The organism is Francisella persica ATCC VR-331 (assembly GCF_001653955.1).
Classification (GTDB): Bacteria; Pseudomonadota; Gammaproteobacteria; order Francisellales; family Francisellaceae; genus Francisella; species Francisella persica.
Map to the genome: position 1 here is coordinate 90,443 of NZ_CP013022.1, position 13,595 is coordinate 104,037.

Here is a 13,595-nt window from a genome sequence, read left to right on the forward strand (position 1 = left end):
AAATTTAGACAGACCATTATAACAAAAAGAAAAGTGTGGATAAACCACACTTTATTGATTATTTAAATATTATTTATTTTTTGTCGTCTTCAACATCCTCAAAGTCAGCATCAACAACATCTTCATCTTTCTTAGGTTCTTCAGCTTTAGCACCAGCAGCTTGAGCTTGCTCAGTATAAGCTTTCTGAGCTATAGGTGCAAATGCTTCTTCTAGAGCTTTAGTTTTAGCTTCAATTGCTTGTTTATCATCACCTTTAGTTGCAGCTTCAAGCTCTTTACAAGCTTCTTCGATCTTATCTTTTTCTTCTGATGTTACTTTATCACCTAGCTCTTGAATTGCTTTTCTTGAGCTATGAATTAGATTATCAGCAGTATTTCTAGCAGCTACAAGATCATGGAACTTCTTATCTGCTTCAGCGTTAGACTCAGCATCTTGTACCATTTTTTCGATATCTTCTTCAGATAAACCACTTGAAGATTTAATTACTATATTTTGCTCTTTACCAGTAGCTTTATCTTTTGCAGATACATTTAATATACCGTTAGCATCTATATCAAAAGTTACTTCAATTTGTGGCGTACCACGTGGTGCTGGCGGAATATCTGCTAAATCGAATCTACCTAGAGATTTGTTTGCAGATGCCATCTCACGCTCACCTTGAAGGACATGAATTGTTACTGCAGACTGATTATCTTCAGCTGTAGAGAAAACTTGTGACTTTTTAGTAGGGATAGTCGTATTTCTCTCGATAAGCTTAGTCATCACTCCACCCATAGTCTCAATACCTAGAGAAAGTGGAGTTACATCTAGTAAAAGTACATCTTTAACATCACCAGCTAATACACCACCTTGGATGGCCGCACCAACTGCTACAGCTTCATCAGGATTGACATCTTTACGCGGCTCCTTACCAAAGAACTCTTTTACTTTCTCTTGTACTAGAGGCATACGAGTTTGCCCACCTACTAGTAATACTTCTGTAATATCAGACTTACTTAAACCAGCATCTTCTAAAGCTTTCTTACAAGGCTCCAGAGATCTCATTACTAAATCAGAAACTAAAGATTCAAATTTAGCTCTAGTTACTTTGATATTTAAGTGCTTAGGTCCTGTTGCATCAGCTGTAATATATGGTAGATTAACATCAGTTTGTTGTGCTGATGATAATTCTACTTTTGCTTTTTCAGCAGCTTCTCTAACTCTTTGTAAAGCTAGTTTGTCATTATGCAGATCTATACCTTGTTCTTTTTTGAACTCATCGATTAGATAATTCATCAAAGCTAAGTCAAAATCTTCACCACCTAAGAAAGTATCACCATTTGTTGATAATACTTCTATCTGGTTGTCGCCATCGACATCAGCAATTTCAATAATTGAGATATCAAAAGTACCACCCCCTAAATCATATACAGCTACAGTTTGCTCACCTTTTTTAGAGTCAACACCATAAGCTAAAGCTGCCGCTGTAGGCTCATTAATGATTCTTTTAACATCAAGACCTGCAATTTTACCAGCGTCTTTTGTTGCTTGTCTTTGGCTATCGTTAAAGTATGCAGGCACTGTAATTACAGCCTCTGTAACCTTCTCACCTAAATAATCTTCTGCTGTTTTTTTCATTTTTCTTAAAACTTCAGCTGAAACTTGTGGAGGAGCCATTTTTTTGCCATCTTTAGTAGCAACCCAAGCATCACCATTATCAGCTTTAACTACCGCATAAGGTACTTTCTTTTTAATATCTTCTTGTACAGCTTTGTCATCATACTTACGACCTATAAGTCTCTTGATAGCAAAGAATGTGTTATCAGGGTTTGTCACTGCTTGTCTTTTAGCAGCTTGACCTACTAATATTTCACCATTATCAGTATATGCAACTACTGAAGGAGTTGTTCTATGTCCTTCAGCATTTTCAATAACTTTAGCAGTCTTGCCATCCATAATAGCAAGACAAGAGTTAGTAGTTCCTAAATCTATACCTATTATTTTTCCCATTTGATTCTCCTGTTTTTATTTTGTAATTTTTTTAAAATTACAAACCCATCTAGCTATTAGATGGGCATACTTATAATCTTTTCAAGTGTTTTTTTAATTTTTTACTACGACAACTTTTGCAGCTCTAACAACACGACCATTTAACATATAACCCTTTTGAAACACATCAAAGATAGTATTATCTTCAAATTCAGGATTAGGAATCATCGCCATAGCTTCATGTAGATTAGGATCAAATTTTTCACCCTTTGGATCTAGCTCTTCTACACCATTTTTCTTGAGTACATCAACTAACATTTTTGCTGTTAACTCAATACCATCTTTCATTGCAATAGCTTCTTCAAGTTTAACCTCATGCTTTAATGCTTGTTCAATACTATCAATTACAGGTAAAAGTTCTTTGGCAAACTTCTCTATGCCAAATTTACGGGCATTAAATACATCTCTCTCAGCTCTTTTACGAATGTTTTCCATTTCAGCATTTGCTCTTAAAACTTCATCTCTAAATCTATCACAACTCTCTTCTAGTTCTTTTATAGTATCCTTTGCTCTTTCTAATTGTTCTTCTACAGATAATTCTTCTATAGCTCCATTAGCGCATTCTTGCTCAGTTTCTACTTGTGCTTCTGTTTCAACCTCAAGACCTTTATCTTCTACCTTACTTTTTTCTTGTTTACTCATAAAACAACCTTTTATTTTAGTTCTGTTAATACTACAATTTGCTATATGCTTTATAGATAGTGGTTAACTCTATACTTTCAAGAAATTATTGGTATTTTTTTTATATGTACATTAAAAAAGTAAAAGAAACCTTAAAAAAAATAATTATTGTAGTTAGTTTTATACTTATAACTGGGTGTAATAATCTTACTGCTCAGCGCTACTTAACAAAAAAATACTCAAAAAATATAGATTATAAAAAATCGAGCTTTGAAGATTTAAGAAACTGGGATAGTTCTGATCAACTTGAATCTTTTAGAACTTTTAAAAGATCATGTAAAAAGATATTAGAGGAAAATAAACACGAATATTCAAACTGGATAAATACCTGCCATAAGGTAGTAAATACAGATTTAAACAATAACCAACAAGCTAAAATATTTTTTGAGCAGAATTTCACTCCATATCAAATAATATACAAAGGGAAAGATACTGGTTTATTTACAGGCTATTATGAGCCTTCGATGAAAGGTAGTTTAGTTAAAACTTTACAATATACTGTACCTATATATCGTACTCCTGATAATTTAGTTAAAAAACCTAAAGGCGATGGCGGCTTTTCTTTTGGGATGTATCAAAATGGTAAATTTGTTCCTTATTATTCACGTGAAGAAATATCAAATGGTGATCTACTTCCGACAAAAGATGTTTTAGCATGGGTAGAATCAAAAGTTGACCGGACATTTTTACAAATTCAGGGCTCTGGTCGCATCCAAACTGATAGTGGTGACATTCTTATAGGTTATGATAGCCAAAATGGCCATGAGTATAAACCTATCGGTAGATATTTACTTGATCATGGTTATATGAATGCTGAGCAAATATCTATGCAAGCTATAAAAGCATGGCTTGATGACAATAAAGATAAGATCGATGATGTTTTAAATTATGATCCTTCTTTTGTATTTTTTAGATATATTGATAGTAAAAATGTTGTAGGCGCTCAAGAAGTTGAGCTAACACCTGGATATTCTCTTGCCGTTGATAATAAATACTACCTTTATGGTGTACCTTTATGGTTAGAGACAGATTACTTTACTAATAATCACCATGATACTAAGCCTCTTGATAGGCTAATGATAGCTCAAGATACAGGTGGAGCTATAAAAGGTGCAATTAGGGGTGATATATTTTGGGGACATGGTAAACAAGCAGAATTTAACGCCGGTCTAATGAATAACCGCGGCAAACTATGGATACTTTTACCAAATGACTGATACAAAATATTTTGACACTATTATAATTGGTGCTGGAATCTCTGGTATCTCTTTAGCCCAACGATTAACTGATGCGACAATAAAAAACTGTATCTTTGAGGCTAATAAGGTCGGTGGTTGTATTGACTCAATTTCATACAATGATTTTTGGTTTGAGATGGGAGCTCACACAATATATAACTCTTACAATGAAACTATAAAATATATTCGCAATAACTCTCTTGAAAAAGATATCCAATCAAGAAAAAAAGCACCATTCTTATTTGTTCAACCAAATAATAAAATTCAAAGTATTTTTACAAATATTAATCCGTTTACAGCAGCTCTTAGTTTTTTGAGAAATAGAAAAGCCTCAAAAGAAGATAAGACTGTTAGTGAATATGCTACAAAGCTATTTGGTAAAAGAAATTATAATCAAACTTTGAAGTATTGTTTTGATGCTGTATTATCTCAAAATAGTGAGAACTTCCCAATGGAATATTTATTTAAAAAATATGATAGAGATACGACATTGCCGCGAAGTTTTACTCTAAAGAATGGTTTAGCTGAGCTTTTTAAAAAACATAACCAAAATGTTATAAAAGAAACTGTTATAAGTGTAACAAAACCGCTAAAATGGTATATACACACAAACCATGCTAAATATACTTGTGAAAATCTCTGTTTTGCAACACCATGGGATGTGACCGAATCTTTATTAGAAAAGATATTACCAAACTTAACAAAACATCAATACAGGCCTACAATATTGAAACTAATAAGTGTAGGAATTGTTACTAGTAAAACAAGTTTAAAACATATTAAGAATTTAGCCGGCTTAATTGGTAAACAACAATTCTTTTATTCTGCAGTTTCACGAGATGTTGTCGATAATCGAAACTATAGAGCAGTTGTTTTTCATTGTCGTAATTATTTTTCTGAAAATGAGTTATTAGCTAAAATCACAAAACTGTTAAATATAAAAAAAGAAGAGATTCTGTATACATATATCAAAAATAACACTCTGCCATGCTATCACCGCAATCATAGCCAATTTCTAGAAGATCTAGATAAAGAGTTACAAAAAAACCCTGATCTCTTTATAAGTGGTAACTTTTTTGACAGATTAGCAATTGAGAACTGTATTCAAAGGTCAAATAATCAAGCAGATAAAATTATTCAAAATAAAAAGCCTTAATGATTTGATTATTTCGCGCGAAAAATGTATCATGTAGTCTGCAAAATCTTAAAGTCAAACAAGCTAAAACCAGCTTGCGAATCAAGAATTTTTTGCAAAAACTGAGTAATTGACAACAATAAATAAAGGAAAAAAGATGAAAACGTTTACTGCAAAACCATCAAATACCAAAATAGAATGGCTTTTGATTGATGCTACAGATAAAACTTTAGGTCGTCTAGCTACTGAAGTAGCAATGATCCTAAGAGGAAAAAACAAGCCAGAATATACTCCTCACATGGATACTGGTGATTATGTTGTTATCGTAAATGCTGAAAAAATAGCTATAACTGGTAACAAAAGAAAAGCTAAAACTTATTACCATCATACTGGTTATATTGGCGGTATCAAATCAGTATCTTTCGAGAAGCTAATAACAACTCATCCAGAAAGAGCTATTGAAAAAGCTGTTAGAGGGATGCTTCCTAGAACTCCACTAGGTCGCACTATGTTTAAAAAGTTAAAAGTTTATGCAGGTGAAACTCACCCACATACAGCTCAACAACCTAAAGCTCACAATATTTAATAAAGGATGGTAAAAATGTCAGAATATAATTATGGTACAGGTCGTCGCAAAAGTTCTGTAGCTCGCGTATTTATGAAAAAAGGTACTGGTCAGTTTGTTGTTAATGGTCTTCCATTAGAGCAATACCTATGTCGTGAAACAGACTGCATGGTTGTAAAGCAACCTTTAGAACTAACTAACAACACTGATAACTTTGATTTCAAAGTAACAGTTAAAGGTGGCGGAACTACTGGTCAAGCTGGTGCTATCCGCCTTGGTGTCACTAGAGCTTTAATTGAGCATGATGAAACTCTTAAATCAGCTCTTCGTGAAGCAGGTTTTGTTACTCGTGACCCACGTAAAGTTGAGCGTAAAAAATTTGGTCTTAGAAAAGCTCGTAGAAGAAGACAGTTCTCTAAGCGTTAATCTATATATAACCTTTCTATTATTCTTTTTATTTTACTAGGAGGATACAATCTTGCTTTTATACACAAAAAAAGATGATATCTATAGTGATATAGTCCGCATGGTCCTTCTTATTAAAGGAGCTAATGCGAAAATTGTAGATGTTTCTAAAGAAGAAAATTCAAAATATCTAGAGGAGCTAAATATCATCACACCCAATGGCAATATCCCTACGCTTAGTACTGATGATTTTGCTGTATATAGACTTAGTGTGATTATAGAAGCTATAGAAGATTTATATCCGTTTCCTCCAATGTTTCCGGTATTTCCAAAACAGCGTGCTAATGCAAGAATATTGTTAGAATATGTTAATAAAACATTTCTACAAAACATTATCAAGTTGGAAAACCATAATTTGGATAAAAAACAAGCCGTCGAAATAAAAATGATGATGCAAAGGGATATCATTAGCACTTACAAAACAATAGTTAGCGAAAGAGAAATAAACGCAGAAAGTAATCCTGATGCGCAAAATATAAATGTATTGACTCTGATAATAACTTTTGTTTTTTATTATTTAATTAAGCTAAAGATCTCGATACCAACAAAAGATAAGAATATTATCAAAGAGATTAAAGAACTACTTAGTGAACCTAACTTTATAAAAACCATCAAAGCAAAAGGAGTTTAGTATGTCTATGCTTAGAGCATATGTAGTTAAAGCTACATACAACTGGCTAGTTGATCATGGATTTACACCTTATGTTTTAGTTGATACTGAATATGAAGGTGTTATAGTACCTGCAAACTATATTGATGAGGATAAAAAAATACTTTTAGATTTATCTCCTCAAGCAATACAGAATTTAGCTATAGATGATAACCATATTAGTTTTGACGCAACATTTGATAGTGAGCCAATATCTATAAACATTCCTATTGAAGCTGTCTTAGAAGTATTTTCTAAAGAAACAGAACAAGGAATGTATGCCCGTGAATTTGGTTATGGCATTAATATTAATGAAGGTGAAGATGACGAAACTGCTAATCCTAGCAAAATATGTCAGACAAATTTAGGAAATGTTCTTTCGCTAGATTAATTTCACAAATAAATACCTGCAAAAATCACCGCATAAAACGCTATTTTTTTTAGATTTTGCAGCAAATATCTTATGACCGCGTACCAAAGGATATATTTAAAGACAGTAAGAATTGTTATATTAGTTCAATCAATATTTTCAATTGACGAAGTATCAGTTTGATAAATCAAATATGCCAAGTATAAAAATAATAGTAATGATTAAAAAGTAAAGCTTAATTTATTAATTTTAACTATTATCGAAAGACCATCTTTTATAGTGAATAATAGTATTAAACCACACGTTACATCACTTATTAGCCAGCGATTATAGCTAGGGGAAAGTCACTCCAAATAAATCGCAGCAGAATTATATAAAATTAGTACCAAGACCATGCTATTAGCAAACATAACGCTACTAATAGACCAAATGCAGTATTATAGCGCTGAGAAAAAAACTCTAAAACATAGATAGAAGAGTAAAATAATGGACCAATTTTTAAAATCATCCCTAAAGATAATACCGAAAAATCATAAATAACATATAGATTGATGTTTAATTCTGACATCACTAATGTCGCTGTCAGAGCCAAAATTTCTAAGCTTTTGCCAGTGGCATAACAATCTCCCTAATTTCAAAGTAGTAACTGTATCGGCTTATAGCTTTTTATATGAATATAAAATACATTATATTTTTCTATATTTTCTAAATTTTTGGTTGGATAGCCCTTAGCAAAGCCATACCATGGATATATAATCTATCATGCTCAAGATATATTCTATCTCTATGCACCTTTGCTAATATCGAAGCTGCTAACATTTCTATAACTTTTGAGTCACCTTTATATAACTTTTGAGTCACCTTTACTATAGCTTCTGAATTATAATCCCTTTTTGTAATTTATTACCGTCAACTAGAACTTTATCAAATTGCCTTTTAAAATTATCTGCAACTTGATACATAGCTTGCAGTGTTCTCATCAATTTGCTGTGGACTAATTTCTAATATCGGTATACGCCTTTGCTTGAGTGATTATTTGCTGATATAGATATTTACGTTTTTTCTCAATTACTTTTTTGAGTCGGCAAGACCATATATTTTACATTTGGATCTAAATAACACCATCAGCGACTACAGGTCATGATAATGGTCCACACCCTACTTCATCTATACCTAGTATAATCATACTACCTATCCTAATTTATCTAATGATGTTAAAAAACCTCTCAAAATCTTCACTTCTTGACTCTCAAGCCCAGATATTTGAAAAAGTCTTCGTATTTTGTCCATAACATGTCCTGGCTTATCTTTATCTAAAAACCCCGCCTTTATCATACTATCTTCAAAGTGCTGATATAGACCTTGTAGCTCTTTGACAGAAGCTTCTTTATGCAAATGATTATATTCGTGAACTTCTTTTAAATTGCTCATCTCTCAACTGCTTGCTTATAAATTTCATAGTCATTTGAAGGTACATAAGCATGGACATTACTCATCAAAAGTTCTTCATTTAGCAATCCTGTTCTCTCACGCCCAAATAATATTGCAATCTTTTGGTTAGACTTTTGCATTTTAGCAAGGATACTTGTCGCAACTTTAGCGATAGGCTCTATAGGCAAAGATACTCTGCGTACTCTGGCACTTGTACCAACAATATAATCAATATCCTCAAGAGCATCTGCTAGGCTAGTTACTATAGTAGCGTTTTTACTACCTCAGTAGCATGACAAGGTAGTGCTATTGCTTCATTATCAATATCGTTTTTTTAGGATTTACAAGCCATAAGTTTGTCAGCCCCATATTTAACATCGCTCTAGCAGTAGAGCCAACATTACCACTATGAGATGGCTCAATTAGAACTATACGTATATTATTAAATAAGATTATTCATTACTAGTATTAATAATTAAATTATACAAATCTTCGGAATTTTCTGCTTGTTGAAAATACTGCTGTGTTTTATCTTCTTTTAGATATAAAGCTAATTGTTTTAACAGCTCCATATGAATTGTAGATATATTATCAGGAAAAAAAACACCTACTGCTATTTTTATATCATCATTGACAGTATTATCATAATAACTATTTTTTAATGTAACGATAATTAACCTAGTAGTCATAAGATTCTCAACTCGACAATGAGGAATATAAATATTTTTACCAATATAAGTATTACCTATTCTTTCGCGCTTATAAATATTTCTAAGCACAAGATCTTCACTTACATCAGGGTAAGTATCTGCAATTCTATTTGCAAAAAACTCAATTAAGCGTTTTTTAGACTCAATATTCAAATTTAATATGATATTTTTTTTATCAATAATAGCTTCTAAATTCATAGGTAAAAATGATAGATTTGCGTAAAGAAGAAATGCTTATTCTCCGTTATTACATCTCATTTTATCTTTGTGTTTTTTTAGCTGACGCGCTAACTTATCTTCAAGCATATCTATAGCTGCATATAAATCCTTGTCTTCTGCTTTTGCAACAAATTCACTGCCAGGAACTGTAACTATAGCTTCTGCTACTTGTTGATCTTTCCCAACATCTAATATAACTTTAGTTGAAGTAATATTATCAAAATAGTGTCCAACTTTACCTACTTTTTCATTAACATAGATTTTAATTGAATCAGTAATTTCCACATGTCTACCAGTAATTTGAATATTCATATAAACCTCCGAATTTGAATACCAACAAGCTCATATAATTTTATAGAGCTCTATTTAAATAACGACCTAAGTGATATACTTGTAATCATATTATACAAGCTAAATAACATAAAGCAAAAGTAATGAACAATAATGTAAAACAAATTTTAACTTCACTAACTCTTATCACAATTGCAGTACTATCATTTATCCTTTTTGCCCCTTTATTTGTTTTTTTAATAATCTTTCTGATGATTTCTTCGTTTTTTATACGTAGAAAAATAATTAAAGAAAATCTGGAATTTTTTAGACAATATAAAAGCAAAAAAGGTAGAATTCTTGATCAAGAAGATGATGTTAATTTTGATAATTCAAATTTAAAGTTAAGATAAATATGTATACAAAGGATACTATAGTTGCAGTAGCAACTCCTCAAGGTAATGGTGGTATAGGTATAGTTCGCATATCAGGGATAGATGCTTTAGCGATAGCTAAGAAACTTACTAAAAAACAGCTAAAGCTTCGTTATGCAACATTCTGTAATATTTATAATGATAGTGAAATGATAGACCATGGTATCGCAATATTCTTTAATGCGCCTTTTTCATATACAGGTGAAGATGTTGTAGAAATACAGGCTCATGGTAATCCATTTATATTGAATTTGATTATCAAAGCAGCTCTTAACTGTGGTGCTAGGATGGCAAAGGCTGGTGAGTTTACTGAAAGAGCATTTCTCAATAACAAAGTTGATCTAGCTCAAGCAGAAGCTATTGCTGATATTATTAATGCATCATCAGAAATAGCAGCTAAATCTGCAGCTAAATCACTTCAAGGAGATTTTTCTAAAGAAATAAACAATCTTTTAGAAAAACTTATCTACTTAAGAATGTATGTAGAGGCATCTATTGATTTTCCAGAGGAAGAAATAAACTTTTTAAAAGATCAGAAAATTCACACTAGTCTAGAAGAAATACACAAAATTACTTTAGCGGTAAAAAATAGCTGTAAACAAGGTGTTATCCTTGCTGAAGGAATTACATTAATATTAGTTGGAAAACCAAATGCAGGTAAGTCAAGCCTATTAAATGCTCTTGCAGGCAAAGAATCAGCAATTGTAACATCAATCGCAGGTACAACTAGAGATATTGTCAAAGAACATGTTCAAATCAATGGCGTCCCTATGCATATAATTGATACTGCAGGACTACGCAACAGTGATGATATCATTGAAAGTGAAGGGATTAAAAGAGCTATCAAGAAAATTCAAGAAGCTGATCAAGTACTATTTGTAACTGATGACTATACAAGTAGCCAGGTTAAATTTAGTGATATAAAACAAGTAATTCCTGAATTTTATGATCAAATTCCTAAAGATATTGATATTACATATGTACATAACAAGATAGATCTTCTTAAAGAAATACCACAAAACCATGACAATCATATATATATATCAGCTGAAAATAACATTGGCATTGAAAAATTAAAACAACATATTCTAAATAAAGTTGGCTATACAAATCAGAATGAAAGTATTTATACCGCACGTGAAAGACACGTTACAGCGATAAACAATGCTTTTGAACATATTAAGCTTGCCAAAGAACAATTAGAACTTGATAATGGTGAACTTTTAGCTGAAGAGTTATTAATTGTCCAAGAGTATCTTAATTCGATTACTGGTGAGTTTAGTTCAGATGATTTATTAGGAGAAATATTCTCAAGCTTTTGTATTGGTAAGTAGCTTATCTATTATGATATTTACTAGCAATAGCTATTCTATTCTCTAATTCTTTTCTCTTAATACATTACTGTGATTGAGACTTTTCATAATTATAGATATATCACTATCAATACCATTAGATCTAAATCCAAACTCAGTTAAAGAAGCATAAGACATAGATTAATGGTTATGACTAAGCAAATTAGCAGTTTTAAAATAAATTAATTACCTTTATTTTTACACAATTATCTCATCAGTAATTATTCTTTTAAAATATATTTGTTCTTATGTATGTTATAAACTTTTTAAATACCTTTCTCATAGCAGTTAGTTACTTGTTGTTGTTTAGATTTTTATTATTGCATTCAATTTAATTGGTTAAAAGAATATTTCCTTAGTAAGGATTTTTTGAAAACTATTATATAAATATTACAAATTATTTAAAATAATTTGTCTTGTCAATATACATCAACAAACTCCTGCTCTAAATTACTACGTACACCAGTAGCACGTATCAAGTAGAAACTTATTTTACCTAAATAATATCTACTTAAAACTGGTTCTATATTAAAAATATTTAGTTGCTAAGTTAATAGCATTATTAAGAAATAAATAGCATTAATATTTCTCAACTAGAATTATCTTGTTTTCTGAGAAACCAACCAAAATATTCTGACACTTATCTTTATCTATAAAGCCCACAAAACTATGGTTTTTCCAATTCCTTTATCGTCTGAGGAATTCCCTTTTCTTGAATATACTTTTTATAAGCATAAAACTTATTCTTAGCTCTAATCAGAGTTTTTATATTACAATTATGAGCTGTCGTCGGTTTTCTTGTCGTAATTTGCTGTATTACCTTTTATTAAATTAACAGTTACTAGTGTATAATTAAATATTAGCTGCACATGAGGGGTAGCGTGCATAAAATGTATCAAGCTTAGGAGCAAGAATATTATCAAAAAATAGTTTTGGTACTCCCACTCTTAAAATACCATTAACTTGTTTAAAATTATTAACCCATTTTTGAAATACCATAACAGTTTGTTCTTTGATATAACTAAAGTTGTAGTGACTCACCTTCGCTATCATTTCGATAAAACCTCTTGAATGCCTATTTAGTAGCTTAATATAATATTAATAGATTCCTCTAAACTTTGAACTATACGTGAAACTGTACTCTGAGAAACATTTAACCGTTTTGCTAACTCAGTAAATGTTGCTATATTAATACGCTTAGCGAAAAATATCATCAAAATTCATAGACAACCTCCATTTACGTATAATAGTTATGCATTTTTTGCTACAGACAAATTAATACTACTATATACTAACAGTGTAAATTAAATGACTAAATTAAAATTATTTAATTTAAAGTAAAATATTAAAAATAATAATCTCAAGAATTTTATTAGCTAGCAGTATTTTTACTGTAGTATCTCCTACTTTTGCTTGCTCAGTATTTAACTATAGCTTTGATGGTGATTTAGGTGTTTACACTACTAGAACCATGGATCTATTTTAGATTTAACCAAGCTTGACTATTATATCCAAGAGGTACGAAAGAAATAGGTAGTTTTAAAAATAACTCTTTAAAATTGACCAAAAATATGGTTATGCATCTATAATTAGATAAATTTAGCATCTAACTGGTGAAGGCCTTAATGAAAAAGATTTAACTGCGTACTTTATCTTGGTACACTATTAAACCAAAGAGAGACATAACTAAGCCTGAAGTAAATAGACTATATTGGTTCAGATATATATAGGTAATTTTGCTACTGTTAATAAAGTTCTCAATAACCTTGATAATTATAAAATATACAACCCTCCGCTAAAAAATTAATGGTGAAGAGAGTAACATTTCTATTACATTATATAGTTGAAGATGAAACAGTAGACAGCCTGCGTACTAATAGAGTATATAAATGGCAAATTAACTGTGCATTGCAATGTTAAAGCAATCAGTAATGAATCAAGAAGTTACGATCAAAAACAAAAAATTCTTAAACAAGCTAAAAAACTTGGTTTTATAATATTGATAAACTACCTGGTGGAGCAAATTATGCCTATAGATTTGTCAGAA

Annotated in this window: 12 protein-coding genes and 4 pseudogenes; 8 read left to right on the forward strand and 8 right to left on the reverse strand. The window is 31.1% G+C overall.

Features of this window, described 5'->3' with window-relative positions; genetic code table 11:
• Nucleotides 1-73 precede the first annotated feature (73 nt).
• Together dnaK and grpE are read right to left on the reverse strand one after the other, a co-directional pair.
• Nucleotides 74-1,990, reverse strand: a complete 1,917-nt coding sequence (dnaK, locus tag FSC845_RS00480; protein WP_064461309.1) for a molecular chaperone DnaK — start codon at nt 1,988-1,990, stop codon at nt 74-76.
• A gap of 93 nt (nt 1,991-2,083) precedes the next feature.
• Complete coding sequence (gene grpE / locus FSC845_RS00485; protein ID WP_064461310.1) at nt 2,084-2,671, reverse strand: nucleotide exchange factor GrpE; 588 nt, start codon at nt 2,669-2,671, stop codon at nt 2,084-2,086.
• A gap of 104 nt (nt 2,672-2,775) precedes the next feature.
• Here grpE and mltA point away from each other — a divergent pair, with 104 nt between their 5' ends.
• The 6 genes from mltA to mglB all read left to right on the forward strand — a co-directional run bounded on the left by mltA (nt 2,776) and on the right by mglB (nt 7,153).
• The gene (gene mltA / locus FSC845_RS00490; RefSeq protein WP_064461311.1) at nt 2,776-3,927 is read left to right on the forward strand and encodes a murein transglycosylase A; all 1,152 of its coding nucleotides are present in this window, start codon (nt 2,776-2,778) and stop codon (nt 3,925-3,927) included.
• The gene (locus FSC845_RS00495) at nt 3,920-5,104 is read left to right on the forward strand and encodes an NAD(P)-binding protein (protein WP_064461312.1); all 1,185 of its coding nucleotides are present in this window, start codon (nt 3,920-3,922) and stop codon (nt 5,102-5,104) included. The genes mltA and FSC845_RS00495 overlap by 8 nt, the downstream gene beginning before the upstream one ends.
• Nucleotides 5,105-5,240: 136 nt before the next feature.
• The gene (gene rplM, locus FSC845_RS00500) at nt 5,241-5,669 is read left to right on the forward strand and encodes a 50S ribosomal protein L13 (protein ID WP_064461313.1); all 429 of its coding nucleotides are present in this window, start codon (nt 5,241-5,243) and stop codon (nt 5,667-5,669) included.
• A 15-nt stretch (nt 5,670-5,684) separates the two neighbouring features.
• Nucleotides 5,685-6,074: a 30S ribosomal protein S9 gene (rpsI, locus tag FSC845_RS00505; protein ID WP_064461314.1), complete on the forward strand. Its 390-nt coding sequence runs from the start codon at nt 5,685-5,687 to the stop codon at nt 6,072-6,074.
• A gap of 52 nt (nt 6,075-6,126) precedes the next feature.
• Nucleotides 6,127-6,744 carry a transcriptional regulator MglA gene (mglA, locus tag FSC845_RS00510; protein ID WP_082343469.1) on the forward strand — a complete coding sequence of 206 codons (618 nt, stop codon included), beginning with the start codon at nt 6,127-6,129 and terminating at the stop codon, nt 6,742-6,744.
• 1 nt (nt 6,745) lies between these two features.
• Nucleotides 6,746-7,153 carry a transcriptional regulator MglB gene (mglB, locus tag FSC845_RS00515; protein ID WP_064461315.1) on the forward strand — a complete coding sequence of 136 codons (408 nt, stop codon included), beginning with the start codon at nt 6,746-6,748 and terminating at the stop codon, nt 7,151-7,153.
• Nucleotides 7,154-7,170: 17 nt separating this feature from the next.
• Here mglB and FSC845_RS09865 read toward each other — a convergent pair.
• From FSC845_RS09865 to hpf, 5 genes and pseudogenes are all read right to left on the reverse strand, one after another.
• Nucleotides 7,171-7,727, reverse strand: a pseudogene (locus tag FSC845_RS09865) (sodium:solute symporter); the annotation flags it as partial.
• 39 nt (nt 7,728-7,766) lie between these two features.
• Nucleotides 7,767-8,318, reverse strand: a pseudogene (locus tag FSC845_RS00525) (ribonuclease HII).
• Between the two features lie 5 nt (nt 8,319-8,323).
• Nucleotides 8,324-9,019: pseudogene (locus FSC845_RS00530) on the reverse strand (RNA methyltransferase).
• The gene (locus tag FSC845_RS00535) at nt 9,016-9,471 is read right to left on the reverse strand and encodes a PTS sugar transporter subunit IIA (protein ID WP_064461317.1); all 456 of its coding nucleotides are present in this window, start codon (nt 9,469-9,471) and stop codon (nt 9,016-9,018) included. Before FSC845_RS00535 ends, FSC845_RS00530 begins: the two are co-directional and overlap by 4 nt.
• Nucleotides 9,472-9,507: 36 nt before the next feature.
• Nucleotides 9,508-9,804, reverse strand: coding sequence for a ribosome hibernation-promoting factor, HPF/YfiA family (gene hpf / locus FSC845_RS00540; RefSeq protein WP_064461318.1), 297 nt, complete (start codon nt 9,802-9,804; stop codon nt 9,508-9,510).
• 122 nt (nt 9,805-9,926) lie between these two features.
• Here hpf and FSC845_RS00545 point away from each other — a divergent pair, with 122 nt between their 5' ends.
• Both FSC845_RS00545 and mnmE read left to right on the forward strand, forming a co-directional pair.
• The gene (locus FSC845_RS00545) at nt 9,927-10,175 is read left to right on the forward strand and encodes a hypothetical protein (protein ID WP_064461319.1); all 249 of its coding nucleotides are present in this window, start codon (nt 9,927-9,929) and stop codon (nt 10,173-10,175) included.
• Between the two features lie 2 nt (nt 10,176-10,177).
• Nucleotides 10,178-11,530 (forward strand): tRNA uridine-5-carboxymethylaminomethyl(34) synthesis GTPase MnmE, encoded by a 1,353-nt coding sequence (gene mnmE / locus FSC845_RS00550; RefSeq protein ID WP_064461320.1) that lies wholly within the window; start codon nt 10,178-10,180, stop codon nt 11,528-11,530.
• 437 nt (nt 11,531-11,967) lie between these two features.
• Here mnmE and FSC845_RS09470 read toward each other — a convergent pair.
• A pseudogene (locus tag FSC845_RS09470) lies at nt 11,968-12,772 on the reverse strand (LysR family transcriptional regulator).
• Nucleotides 12,773-13,595 lie beyond the last annotated feature (823 nt).